The sequence below is a fragment of the Verrucomicrobiota bacterium genome (assembly GCA_019247695.1).
Classification (GTDB): Bacteria; Verrucomicrobiota; Verrucomicrobiia; order Chthoniobacterales; family JAFAMB01; genus JAFBAP01.
Genome location: JAFBAP010000027.1, coordinates 35,124 through 48,171 on the forward strand (window position 1 = coordinate 35,124; position 13,048 = coordinate 48,171).

The 13,048-nt window shown below is 62.4% G+C and carries 10 protein-coding genes; 3 read left to right on the plus strand and 7 right to left on the minus strand.

Translation table 11 applies throughout. From position 1 onward, the window contains the following. Positions 1–47 precede the first annotated feature (47 nt). On the minus strand, positions 48–1,409 hold the full coding sequence (gene chrA, locus JO015_03115; protein MBV9998083.1) for a chromate efflux transporter: 1,362 nt from the start codon (positions 1,407–1,409) through the stop codon (positions 48–50). A 251-nt stretch (positions 1,410–1,660) separates the two neighbouring features. Between chrA and JO015_03120 the strand changes: the two genes are divergently transcribed. After that, the gene (locus JO015_03120; protein ID MBV9998084.1) at positions 1,661–2,566 is read left to right on the plus strand and encodes a cation transporter; all 906 of its coding nucleotides are present in this window, start codon (positions 1,661–1,663) and stop codon (positions 2,564–2,566) included. 436 nt (positions 2,567–3,002) lie between these two features. Here the strand turns inward: JO015_03120 and JO015_03125 are convergent, their stop codons facing one another. Beyond that, positions 3,003–3,329, minus strand: a complete 327-nt coding sequence (locus JO015_03125) for a hypothetical protein (GenBank protein MBV9998085.1) — start codon at positions 3,327–3,329, stop codon at positions 3,003–3,005. A 317-nt stretch (positions 3,330–3,646) separates the two neighbouring features. Next, the gene (locus tag JO015_03130) at positions 3,647–4,657 is read right to left on the minus strand and encodes a LacI family DNA-binding transcriptional regulator (protein MBV9998086.1); all 1,011 of its coding nucleotides are present in this window, start codon (positions 4,655–4,657) and stop codon (positions 3,647–3,649) included. A 667-nt stretch (positions 4,658–5,324) separates the two neighbouring features. Here JO015_03130 and JO015_03135 point away from each other — a divergent pair. After that, positions 5,325–5,591: a GlsB/YeaQ/YmgE family stress response membrane protein gene (locus JO015_03135; GenBank protein ID MBV9998087.1), complete on the plus strand. Its 267-nt coding sequence runs from the start codon at positions 5,325–5,327 to the stop codon at positions 5,589–5,591. A 1,022-nt stretch (positions 5,592–6,613) separates the two neighbouring features. Beyond that, entirely contained in the window at positions 6,614–6,757 is a 144-nt protein-coding gene (locus tag JO015_03140; GenBank protein ID MBV9998088.1) for a lmo0937 family membrane protein, read from the plus strand. A 739-nt stretch (positions 6,758–7,496) separates the two neighbouring features. Here the strand turns inward: JO015_03140 and JO015_03145 are convergent. The 4 genes from JO015_03145 to JO015_03160 all read right to left on the minus strand — a co-directional run bounded on the left by JO015_03145 (position 7,497) and on the right by JO015_03160 (position 12,702). Then, a complete protein-coding gene (locus JO015_03145; protein ID MBV9998089.1) occupies positions 7,497–8,381 on the minus strand; it encodes a glycoside hydrolase family 16 protein in 885 nt (294 codons plus the stop codon). 221 nt (positions 8,382–8,602) lie between these two features. Continuing rightward, complete coding sequence (locus tag JO015_03150) at positions 8,603–8,968, minus strand: hypothetical protein (protein MBV9998090.1); 366 nt, start codon at positions 8,966–8,968, stop codon at positions 8,603–8,605. A 148-nt stretch (positions 8,969–9,116) separates the two neighbouring features. Continuing rightward, positions 9,117–10,292, minus strand: coding sequence for an aminopeptidase P family protein (locus tag JO015_03155; protein MBV9998091.1), 1,176 nt, complete (start codon positions 10,290–10,292; stop codon positions 9,117–9,119). A 445-nt stretch (positions 10,293–10,737) separates the two neighbouring features. Then, on the minus strand, positions 10,738–12,702 hold the full coding sequence (locus JO015_03160) for a fructose-bisphosphatase class III (protein MBV9998092.1): 1,965 nt from the start codon (positions 12,700–12,702) through the stop codon (positions 10,738–10,740). Between the last annotated feature and the right edge of the window lie 346 nt (positions 12,703–13,048).

The following is a 13,048-nucleotide window of genomic DNA, read 5'->3' on the forward strand; positions in this document are numbered from 1 at the left end:
GGTCCAGCGGACCGTTGGGCCTAAGACAAAAATTTTCACCTCGATGCTCATCGAAATGGTATGAGGAGCATCCTGAAGATCAAGCCTGCAACACCCGCCCCGAGGATCACAGGCACGATATCCCACTTCCAGCGGACCATTCCGGTGAACGCCACGGCACTGATGAGGATGGCGCGCCAGTCCGCCGCGCCGCCATCCGGAAAGATGACGTGCAGGCCGAACCAGACGGCCAGATTGAGGACCACGCCGACCACCGCGGCGGTGACGGCGGATAAGGTCGTCGTCAATGCTTCGTTGCCGCGCCACTTTTCAATGTAAGGGCCGCCCAGGAAGATCCACAGAAAGCACGGGGTAAACGTGGTCCAGGTCGTGACTAAAGCGCCCAGGGTGGCTGCCAGCAGGGGTGCCAGCCGGCCCGGATGATTCCAGCCGCCGAGAAAACCCACGAATTGCGTGACCATGATCAAGGGTCCCGGGGTCGTTTCCGCGAGCCCCAGCCCATCCAGCATCTGACCGGCGGAGAGCCAGCGGTGCGTTTGGACCGCCTGTTGCGCCACATAGGGCAACACGGCGTAAGCTCCGCCGAATGTGACCAGGGCGGCTTTGCTGAAGAACATCCCTTCCTCGACCAGGGTATGATCCCTGCCCAGCCAAAAAGCCAGCAGGACAACCGGCGCCGGCCAGAGAACAACCCCGATGACGCAGATCCGAAGCGCCCGCCCCAGGGAGGGTCTGGCGTGATCCGGAACCGCCGAGAGGTCGTCCAATACCGATCCGGCCCCGGCATTCCCATGGCCGCGGATGACCAGAAACTTGTCGCGCCGCCGCCGGCCGCCCACGAAGCCGGCCACGGCCGCGCTCACGATGATCAACGGGAAGGGAACGTGAAAGAAAAAGATGGCCGCGAACGCCGCGGCGGCCAGCGTCCACATGACCTCGTTGTTGAGCGCCCGGGTGCCGATACGGAGCACCGCGGCCGTCACGATGGCGAGTACCGCGGGCTTTAACCCGTAAAAGATCGCGGCGATCCAGCTCAGGTTGCCAAAGGCGACATAGACGTAGCTGAGGGTCCAGAGGATGAAGATGGAGGGAAGGATGAAAAAAGCCCCGGCCGCGATCCCACCCCACGTCTTGTGCAGAAGCCAGCCGATGTAGGTCGCCAGCTGCTGCGCCTCCGGACCGGGCAGGAGCATGCAGTAATTGAGGGCGTGCAGGAAACGCGCCTCGCTGATCCACTTCCTTTTCTCCACCAGTTCGGCGTGCATGATCGCGATCTGACCCGTCGGCCCGCCGAAACTGATAAAGCCAAGCTTCAGCCAGAAGCGGAAGGCCTCACCGAACGTGGGGTGCCGTAACTCCTGGAGAGGAACACCACCGGCGTTTCCGGCGGGGGTACGTAAGGGTTTCATGGGCGTTGGAATTCTGCGTACAAACCGTCAAAGCATTCGAAGCCTTTGGAGAGGATGCCGGCCTCCGTCAAACCCTGCTTCGCCCCCGGCCATTTGCAATTCGGATGGGCATGCGGATGATGCCGGCCGGCCTGGCCGTGATGCGTCCGCACTTGCACAACAGGAGTAAGGGAGGCACCCTGCTCGCTTGATTAGGCGCATTCCGGCTGCCACGACCCTGCAAGGATCTGAAAGCCAATGACCTCACCCTGATGCACACCCATAACCACGCTCACGCCCACCCGCCCAAGGATTTCGGTTACGCTTTCGCGATCGGTGCCGGGCTGAATCTCGTCTACATCCTGGTGGAGGTCATTCTCGGGCTGGCTGCCCATTCGCTCTCGCTCGTGGCTGATGCAGGCCACAACCTGAGCGATGCGCTCGGGCTCCTGGTGGCCTGGGGCGCGGCGGCGCTTTCAGCCCAGAAGCCCACCGCCCGGCACACCTACGGTTACCGGCGGTCCTCGATCCTGGCTGCGCTGTTCAACGCCCTCTTTCTCCTGGTGGCCCTGGGCGCGGTGGCCTGGGAAGCCGTGCACCGACTTTGGGCGCCGCGTGCGGTAAACGGTCCCACCGTCATTGCAGTTGCGGCGGCGGGGATCGTCGTCAACGGCGTAACGGCCTGGCTCTTCCGCGCCGGCCGGGAACACGACCTTAACGTGCGAGGCGCTTTCCTGCACATGGCGGGCGACGCGGCGGTTTCGGCCGGCGTGGTCGTGACCGGCGTTGTCATCGCCTGGACCGGATGGACCTGGCTCGATCCGGCGGTGAGCCTGGTCATTACCGCCCTCATCCTCATCGGTACCTGGGGCCTGCTGCGCGATGCGGTCCACCTGTCGATGGACGCCGTGCCTCCCGGGATTGACCCGGCCAAGGTGCAAGCCCTCCTAAGCCGGCTACCCGGGGTGCAAGAAGTCCATGACCTGCACGTCTGGCCGATGAGCACGACCGAAACGGCCCTGACCGCGCACCTGGTCGTGCCCGATTACCAGGGCCAGGAAGACCTCCTGCGGGCGGCAGCCCAAGGGCTGCATGCAGCGTTTGAGATCCGGCACGTCACCTTGCAAGTCGAGCGCGGCGAAGAGCGCTGCCCCTTGGCCGAGGAGGGCACCGTTTAGCAAAAACCCTGGTTTGTGCCGGCACTGGAGTCCTGATGCACGCCATAACAGTTCTAAAACGCTTGGCCTGACTAGAAACGTGTATGTGGTCCTGGGTGGCGCACCCTGGTCTGGCCCGTAGAATGCGCGACTTTGATCGTCCTTGTCGTTGACGCTCATGTACGGCGGGCTCCTGGTCGAGAACCCCGGGGGCCCGTTCGTTTATTTTGATTGCCGGAGGTTCGAACTGGCCACCCCGGCACGCACCTTATCCCGGTTAGATAGTTATATCGGTAGAATTCCGACCGGGTTCCGGCCCCGGAGCGGGAGAACTTAGCCCAGGGCAAACTGCACTGCCATTTATTAAGGGCCGGTGGATGGGGGGTGCTTTTGTCCCGACGGCTGATGCCTTCCCACAGCGCCGGTTGTGTTGGCAGCGCGTTTCCCGGGTCCGCGGTCAACCCAGGCCTGGATTCATGCTATCCCGCATACCCTTATCCGCCTCCTGGGCGTGTTCAGCGCACGGCGTGCATAAGCCGATTTCCATATCCGTGTCGTAAAAAGGAGTGTCAACCAGCGCCAGCTTCGGTTTCTCTACCCCCTTTTGCGAATCACTGAATGCTTTGCACAAGCCGCATTCGGCCAAACAATCCTTCTTCCTTTTCTCAATTCCCATAGTTAAGAGCTCCCCTCGGCCTCCATTGACTCGTAGATCATCCAGCGCGGCAATTCCATTCCGGACGGCGAATCTATGGTTAACCTCGTCTTCTATCGCACTGCGCATGAAGTGTGGCAATTATCCAAGACGCCGGATTTTGCCGGGGCTGAGGCATACTTTGGCGTTGGGCGACAAGCGCTTTGCGCGAAGGCCGGTTAGCTTTGTTAACCGGGTTCCAACCTTCCTGTTATTCGCTACCTGGCTCGGGTTGAAGCCGGCGCGGTGATGACCCGTCCTCCGTTTACCGGTACCGTGAAGGTAGATGCCGGTGCTCCGGAAACAGCTCTTTGATTCCCTTGCTCCCAACTATGCGTGCAAGAGCTCCTTACCTGGCCAGCGGGCAAACTCATCCTCCCGGAGGGGCGGGCTTTGCCCGCGGCGCCTTACGAAGGCGCGGGCCCTGTGGACTCGCGTGCCATCACTTTTGTCTCCAGCAGAATGCGGCGGGCGGGTCCCTGGGGGCCACCGCGGATGCGCTCCAAAAGGTAGGTGGCTGCCACCGCGCCAAGCTTTCCAATCGGCTGGCCGACCGAGGTCAGCGCCGGTTGCACGTAGCGGCCCAGGTTCGCCCCATCAAAGCCGATGATCGACAGGGCGCCCGGGACCGAAATTTCCCGCTGGTAAGCGTAGTGCAACACCCCGATTGCCAGAATGTCGGCCAGGGCAATGATCGCCGTCAGCTCAGAGTCTCGATGCAACAGCCGTTCGGTTGCCGCGCATCCCCCTTCCAAGCTTAGACCCGCGGCCTCAGCGACCCAGTGCAGACGCGGTTCGATCCGCGCCTCCCGTAACGCCCGACGATAGCCGGCCAAAGGCGCGACAAATGCGCCGGCGCCGGGAGTGCGGGTGATGCAGCCGATCTGCCGGTGACCGAGCTCCAGGAGGTGTTGAGCGGCCTCGTATCCCGCCCGCTCCTGGTCTACCGCCACGACGTCGGCCCCAAGGTTCGACACAAACCGGTCGACAAACACCACGGGCATCAAAGCGTTGCGCAGCTGCTGCTCGAGGGCGTCCAAGTCCCCGACTGCGGAGATCAGCACGCCGTCCACACGTTTTTCCAACAGGTTGCGGATGTGGGCTGCCTGCCGGCCCGAATCCTCATAGGAATGGCACAAGACGAGTGCGATCTGGTTTTGGAAACAGACCTCCTCGGTCGTGCGGACCAGCTCAGCAAAAAAGGGGCAAGCCGTATCGACGACAACCATGCCGATGGTTCCCGTCATGCGGCGCCGGAGCGCTCGAGCCACGCCACTGGGCACGTAGTTGAGGGCTTTGGCGGCGTCGCGGACGGATTGGCGGGTTTTGGCGCTGACGGGCCGGCTGTTGTTCAAGACGTGAGATACGGTAGTGTAAGAAACCCCGGCTACCCTGGCGACGTCTTTAATGGTAGGCATGGGTCGTTTCTAACCGCGCCGCCTTGTACTCACCGGTGCGTTCGCTCAAGCTCGGGGTTGCGTTTCGTCTTGTTACCGCACCGGACCGGCAGGCGTTGCCGGATCGGTCTTCCCGATGACCGGATTCCCAGGGATCCGCCTGGGCCGAAGAACAGCGCCTGCGCGAACGCGCGGGCAGCGAGGGACAGGCGTAGGAGGCAGAAGAAGCGGCGACCATAACGGCTTACAAAGCCGTCAGCCGAGCCAAGTTTCGGAATTTCTCCAACCCGGTTTCGCTTTTCTTCCCGTTATACCGACTCGAAACGGTTAGCCCGCCAAAAATATGTTTTCAGTTCCGGCTGGTACCCTGCGGTTGGCCTCATAACATAGAGAGCGGCCTTCCGACAGTCCCGGGCCTGGCGGGTGTCAGGTCTCGGGCGGCAGGTGTCCGGCGCTTAACCGCACGCGGTTATTCGAGCGGGTCATCCGCCCGGAAGGGTTAAGGCGATCGCGGGCTTCTGGACGCGCCCCCCAGGAGCCCGCCCGTTTTTGACCTGAGCGTTTCCCGCCTCTTCCTGGGGCAGGCCGCCATCAACCGGCATCTCCTCGGAGCTGAAAGCGGTCCCGTCCGTGCCCTCCGGGTAAGATTCAGCCTTGCATTTTCCGTGAGTTTTTTATGGTGCTTGGGATGATCAGCCTTTTAGGAACCCTCATTATCGGCTTGATTGTCGGGGCGTTGGCCAAACTCATTGTCCCGGGCCGGGAACCAGGCGGTTGCCTGGTCACCGCCCTGATTGGTATAGCCGGTTCTTTTATCGCCTTCTACATCGGCAGGGCTCTGGGTTGGACCTACGGAGACCCCAACAGCTTGCGGCCGGTCGGATTCATTCCATCGCTGATCGGGGCGATCATTCTTCTGGTGATTTATCATGCCATCCGCGGACGCAGGAGTTGATGCGGATCAAACGTAAACGCGTGACTAACCACAGGGTCGACAGCGGCCCTGGGGGTGCGGTTCCTTGCGAGCTGCTCAAGCCCGGGGCATGCGTTCGGCCGGAGCGTCTGGCTAACCCCATCTGGGCGCGGCGGCCGTGTTTGTGGCGGACTGATACCATTTCGACGGCCATGGAGGTAAAATTTTGCCTTCCTTCCCGGGTACCCTGCCAGCGTTACACCTATTGGACCGTATACACCGGCTAAGCCAAACGGGCCGGTAGACGGTTTGATGGCCTGAAGGGCCAAAGGAACATAGCCCAGGGTTTACCCCGCATCCATTTAGTTAAGGGCCGCTGGATGGGGGCGCTTTGGTCCCGAAGGGACGGCTGAGGTTAGCCAAGGACTTCGGTCCCTGTGAAGGCGTTCCCCCCGGGGTTGCGTCCCCTCGGGACGCCTGAAGGCGGGCGCCGGGCCACAGGCGGGCGCCAAAGGTTGGGCGCCGTTCGGGTGTTCGTCGCCGAGGGTCGGGCCGGGTTTGGCCGGCCGCTTGGGAGCCGGCACCCTGCGGGGCAGCGTTTCAGGCGTCCCTACAGGACGCGATCGCTCTTAAATGCCCCGTCCAGGGACTGAAGTCCCTGGCTAACCTCAGCCGTCCCTTCGGGACCAAAGCGCCCCCATCCAGCGGCCCTTAACTAAATGGATGCGGGGTAAACCCTGGGCTATGTTCCAGCGCCCCTTCGGGGCTGAAATCCGGTCGAGATGTTACCGGGATAATCGTCTAAATGGTATGAGGGGATGAATACTTCTCAAGAAGGGGCCGTTCGAAGCCGACGAACCCGGCAAGAGGTTCGGTTCAGCAATTGGTGAGCGCCTTCCCCGCCAGTGGGTTTACCCGCCCGGGGCTTCTGCCGGCAGCCCTGCTCAGGGCGCACTCTTCCACTTTCGAACATCGGGCGCACCCCTGAACGTGCTCCCCGGGTCGGAATGACGCTCAAGTCTTGCCTTCCCCAGGGCCAGGCGCTTGCGGTAGGATGATGGGCAATGCTTTGGACAATCATTGTTGTGTTGGTAGTGCTGTGGGCGCTGGGGTTGATCGGTCACGTGGGCGGCGCCCTGATTCACCTCTTGTTAGTCATCGCGGTGATCGTGCTGGTGGTGCGGCTGGTTCAAGGCCGCGCGCCTTGACGCAAGCGGGCGTCAACGGTGGGGAGAGCCGTTCGGGTGTTCGTCGCCGAGGGTCGTGCCGCGTTTGGCCGGCCGTTTGGGAGTCGGCACCCTCCGGGGCAGCGTTTCAGGCGTCCCGACGGGACGCGATCGCTCTTAAATGGCCTCACAGGGACTGAAGGCCCTGTGCCTGTGCGGGCGTTCCCCAGGGGTTGAGGTGCCTGCCAGATTTACACCTATCAGACCGTATAAACGGTCTAGGCCCAACGGGCCGGCAGAACATAGCCCAGGGTTTACCCTGGGAACGCACCCCTCCCCGATCGAGCCCTGAAGGGGCGGAAGAACCCGCGAGCCACGCCTTCTGCCGCCCCTTCAGGGCTGGATCATGATTTTACGGTTACCCAGGGTAAACCCTGGGCTATGTTCTCTTGGCCCTTCGGGCCGTAAGACGATCATGGCTGTCCCCGCGCTGCCCTCAAAAAATGCGGGTAAAGCTCAGGGGTAAACCCTGGGCTATGTTCTGCCGGCCCGTTGGGCCTAAAACCGATTCAACCAAGTGCGGAGCATCCTCCGGCGGCGACACCCCCCTCCAGCCGGCATTCTACCGAGATAGCTGCCTGAATGGTATAGGATCAGCCGTCCCTGCGGGACGAAGGCCACGCCCGGCCGTCTCACTCGTGCAACGAGCAGCTCCACCAACTTCAAAACCGGTGTAAATGGCACTACCGGTCACAACCCCACCGTCGGTGAAAATTCCGGGTTACGGGGTGCGCGGGGCGTAAACGCGGACGTAATCGACCAGGAGCCTGGAAGGGCTGGGCGTTTTATCGATCGGCCAGCCACCGCCCAAGGCCAAATCGACCATGACGTACAAGGGGAGCTTCGCCTCCGGGAAGACCGGCGTGTTCCAGACCTCGTTCGCGTCGATGTAGAAATGAATACGGGCATCGTCGATCAGGCAGGAAAAGACGTGCCAGTCGGCGCTTAAATCAGCCGTTTTGGTTGAATGGCCCTCGCCCAATCCGTGGGCGGTGTTCCAAAGATGGACGTTCTGGTGGGCGACGGTCATGTCCACCCCGTAGGCTTCCAGGATGTCGATCTCGGCGGAGGGACCTTTTTTGATCCCGCCCACGCTGCTCAACCAAAACGCCGGCCACACGCCCGGACCGCTGGGGCATTTCATCCGGCATTCCCAGTAACCCATGGCCTGTGAGAATCCCCGGCCTTCGGTGTCGACGCTGGAAAGGAGGCCGCTGCGCCAGTGGTTTTGCCGGGAGGGATCCTGCCAGGCGGTAATCGTCAGGATTCCGCCCGCGACCGAGAAAGGGCTCAGCAACTTGCCGTCCGGTCCCTTGCCGTCCGCCGGCCCGCTGAACCACGCATCGCCGAAATCGCCCGAGTAGGGGGTATGACAGATCCAGCGGGTGATGCCGCGTCCGTCCCAGCCGGTTCCGCCCGCGATGCTCAAAGGTTTGTCAAACTCTTCGTTGAAAGTAAGCCGGTAGTCGTCCAGCCCCGCGACCACCGGACGCGGGCCGGCCGGTGTAGCGCCGGCGCCGGAGGAAGGAACCGGGTCAGCCAGGACGGCCAACGCAACCGGACCGGCCAGGAGGAGAGTCAGGAGCATGGATCTTAGCGACTTCATTCGGGCATCTTTAGCGTGCTTTCGTCACCTGCTCGATGCACGGGTCACGAGCCGGGCAGGTGGAACGCAACCGAGGCGACACCAGGATTTTCCCAGGCGTACGCTGCGGAAACCGCCTCGTTGATGCCCTGACGCCGGCGCGGCACAATGGGTGCCCTTCGAGAATGGCCTCTCCAACCAGCGGTGCCCGCCGGTCGGGTGGCCGGCGGGCCTTCCTTGATTCAGTTCAGGCCCCACACGTTATCACCTCTGAACCGGTGGGCGGCGCGGGCCGGTTTTTGAAACGGCGGTTCGAGCGATTCCTTCGCCGGCCGCGATGGTTCCGGGGGCGTTGCCTGCGCGCTTTGGGCCTCCGTGGCGGCCACCTCTTGTCGGGCGTCTTCGATCCCGTTCCGAAAAGCGGCCACCGCCACCAACAGAACCGTTCCCCCGAGAAGGGGGCTCGCCCAACTCACCTGCACCAACGCCGTCGCCACAGCCACGGCAAGAATGCAAAGCACCAGCGGTACCAGGGGCGTCGGTTCGCTGCCGCAGCGTTCGCCTTCGCGCTCGGGCCGGGTTGGTTTGTAAAAACAGGAAACAGCCATCAGAGCCTCCGGTTTCGGGGTGCACCAGTCATGGACCATTCGCAGCGGTCGGTCCTCAAGGTTTGGTGCGAGTTTTTTTCGTCATCGGCGGGCGAAATCCGAAAGGAGGTCAAACGACCCCGCCTCGGCCTCGCCGTCCGCAGACGTTTTACCCCGCCCGGTTCCAGCCCCGCCCCTGATCGCCGAACCCCTCACAACCCGTGTCGGTAACCGCGACGGTATCCTCGAGCTTGATGAACCCGCGTCCGGGATGCTTCATCGTGGTCTCGATGGAGATGACCATGCCGGTCTCCAACGGCCGGGCCCCGTCGTAGCCGTTGTAAGACTCATTGTCGATCAAGCGCGGCGCTTCATGACTGATCAGGCCAATGCCGTGCGCCATGAAATCCAGGTAGGCTCGGTGAGGCGAGGCGTCAACCAACTCGTGGACGGCCGCGAAGATCTCGGATCCCGTCGCACCCCGGCGAATCGGGCGGCGTGCCCGCTGTTGAATCTCGTCAACCGCACCAAGAAGGTCCGCCAGTTCGGCGTCAGGCTCGCCCAGAATGCCCATCCGGCACAAATCCCCCAGGTAACCCTGATAGCTCCCCCCGGAATCAAGTGAAATGATGTCGCCGGCCTCGAGACGCTGGCCGGAGGGCGCGCGGTTGAGGTTGGTGCCGGCCGTGATCAGGCAGTAATCGAAGGTCAGCCCCCGCCCGACTTCCTCTCGCCGTAACCGGTCGACGACCTCAGTTTTCGTCTGGCCAGGCGCGCACCCGTCAAACGCCGCGAGCATCGAGGCCACGACGCGTTCGGACGCCTCGCGCAATTGCGTGAGCTCGGCTTGTGTCTTGCACGCGCGCAGCCGTTCCAACGGGAACCCGGCGTCGACGATCCGGCACTGGCTGAGCCCGTCCCGGAGCGCCTGGGCCGCATCCCAGGGGAGGAATGGCGCCTCGACGCCAACCTTGCGAACCGGTCCGGGCAAACCCTTGATGTACTCGATCGCGCTTTGAGCCGCGCCGGTACTGGTGCTGACGGCTGTCTCGATCACCCGAGGCCAGAATTTGCCGAGCTCCTTCTCGTAATCCTCGAGCTCGGAGCCGATATAGGCCGTGTTGTCAGGGCGGCCCTTCTGATAGACCACGACCGGCAGATAGCGGCTTACCCCCATGGCATCCATGTGCTCGAAGAAAAAGAAGCGATAGCCACCCAGCAGGTATTGCACGTTGTGCTTGGAGGTCACCACGAGAACGTCGACACCCTCGTCGTCGAGCAAGGCGTCGAGTCGCGCCGTGTCAAAGGGCGCAGCCTTTACCGCATCATGTTGAGCTTTGTTCATGTCCACAGATAAAACAGAATCGTCCGCAGAACACGCAGACCACGCAGAAAAGAGAAAGCATCCACAGATTACACAGATGAAGGTCACACGGTCACGCGGCGGCCGCAGCGGAGAAGAATCACACGGCGCCGCGGCGGAACACGGCGACCACGGCGGGAAGAGGAAAGGGTTTAGCGTTCGGGGCTCGGCGCGGCATCTTGGGGGTAGGTGCGAGTGCCAAGCTTGGAACCCAGCCTTCCCGCCGTGTGACCCTTAGTCTGTGTAATCTGTGTAATTTGTGGATGTTTTCTCTTTTCTGCGTCCTTCTGCGTGCTCTGCGGATGATTCTTTTAATCTGTGGATCCGCCGTGGTCGCCGTGGCTCGCCGTGGTCGCCGTGTGAACTCTTACGTTGTGCCCGCCAGACCCGCTGTGGCCACCGTGCCCGCCGTGTGACTGAGTTCCACTTACCCGGGGAACCGCTGGGGCAGTTCGTGGTTACGGTAGGCTTCGACGAGGCGTTCAAGTTGATTGATGGCCAGACGAAGCTGCCGGCCGCGCTGGCCGTGGGCCACGCGCCGCGGCCAGTCCCATTCCCGCACCACCGTACGGCTCGGAACGATATCCGCCCCCTGCTCGAGAGCAGCCTGCACCGATTCGAAATGGTGGTGCGTGGCGATGAAGGTCCGCAACGGCTCCAGCACCAGGGTAAACCCGTGATCACCGTAGGCCTCGGAAAACGCCCCGTCGATGGTCACCGCCTTGCCGCTCTTTTTCAGGGGCGACTCGCCCTTTTCGAGCCTCACCGGCACGTGGCCGTTGACGATCATGCCCGCCTCGGGATCAACGCCGAACTCGGCCAGCACTTTCTCGCAAAACCAGACTTCGTGAATCAGGCGGAAATACGGGTTCTTGGTTTCGTGATAGGTGTTTGCATCGGCCACGAAATCGCGTTCGAACGTCGTGATGCGATCCTTGCCGAACAGCGGCGACTGCGGCCCGCTCCACAGGTACCAGAACAGGTCCAAACTTTCCGGGGTATCCGGCCCGTGCTCCATCACGCGGTAAATCTCGCGCTCGATGGATTCGAAAAGCGCTTTCCCACGGTAGGGGCATCCGGCAACCGTCATCGGCAAAAATTCGCCCTGTTCATCGACCGGCACGCAGCCGTGGAAGATCAGGTGACCTTCGCGCACCAGGTGCATGTGACCGTGCGCCGCCATCCAGCGGATCTGCTCCCAGAGCTTATCGCTCGCCAGAAACGACCCGCGCAGCCGGTTCATGCATTCCTGTTCCTCGGGGCTTAACGCGTAAGGGTCTGCCGGGTCGACCGTCGGCAGGTACGCGTCCTTGAGCGGGTAAGCGGTCCCGTCCAGCTCGACGGTGCCGGCGGCGTGATCGATCCGGTGCAACAACCGCCGGTGCTCCATTCCCCACTCGGGGTGCCGCGCGATCATCTGGCCCTCAAGCTTGAACTGCATCACCGCGGCCGCCTTCTGCATTCGCGCCACAGTGATGGCTTCGCGCAACCCGATACCCTTGACGGCGAAACTCGTCGCCGGGTCATCCCCGTAGATCGTACGGGCGAGGCGATCCAGTGCCGCCAACGGGATGCCGTAACCTTCCTCCAGCTGCAACAATCGCCGGTAACGCAGGGAGATACGCAACACCTGACAGATAAGCGCTTCATGCCCCAGACACGCGCCGATCCAGGACGCGTCGTGGTTGCCCCACACCAGGGCAACTTTAGGCTGCTGCATGAGGTAATCGACGACCCGATCGCCCCGGGGCCCGCGGTCCCAGCAATCCCCGGCGATGACTAACTCGTCGATGGCCAGGTTACGGATCACCCGGCCGGTAAGGTGAATCAGGTGCAACAGACGGTCGTGACTCGCCAGCGCGTCGACGATGGCGTCGACGTAATCGCGATGGCGGTCGGTCGAAGGCGCATGCAGGATTTCGGTAAAGAGTTCCCGGTACTCAGCCGGAAAGACGCGCGTGGCGTGCCGGAGGCTGCGCCGGGCCGCCAGTACCCGTACTACGGTAAACAACTCGTACAGCGTGCGTTGCGCGTACGCTTTGCGTTCCTCGACGCTCTGCAGGGTGCGCTCGAGCCGGCCCACGACTTCAGCCGGGTAAAAGATCAGCGCCAGAAATTCACGGAAACGTTCCGGGGTCATGTGTTCCTCGAAAAGCCGCTCGACCAGGGGCCGCAGCGTGCCCGAAGCATTGTTGATGACGTGGCGCAGCTTCTGATCCTCGCCGTGAACGTCGCTGATGACGTGAATGGTGCCCTGAGGCAAGGTCAATTCGGCCGAGTAACGCGCGATCTCAGCCACGGCCGCGTCCACGTTGGGCACCTCGCGAGACAATGGGTGCAGGCTCACCAATTCGCGCTCGCGAATCACATCCTCACCGTCGGTCAGTTCCATGCCGTCCCCTTTCCTTGGTCAGTGCGCGGAACACGTTGCCGCACGCACGATGGAAATAAACCGCGGGATCGTGCCGAGGATTTTGCCCCGGGCTCCTTTACCTGCTCCCGGGGAACCGATGAAAAGATAGCAGACATACCGGTTATTCATCACGGAAGAGAAGTTGATCGTTTTGAGTCAGGCGAGGAGGGCCGCGGAGCCGTTACTTCCTGAATATCTCTGCGCCGCAATCAAGGAGGGGAACTGACCCTTAAACGGTAGAATCTCGGGTCCTGATTGTCTAGACGTATTTGCTCGGCGGGTGCCGGGTGGCGAGTAAGGTTCGAGATTCGGCGGCGTCCCGCCG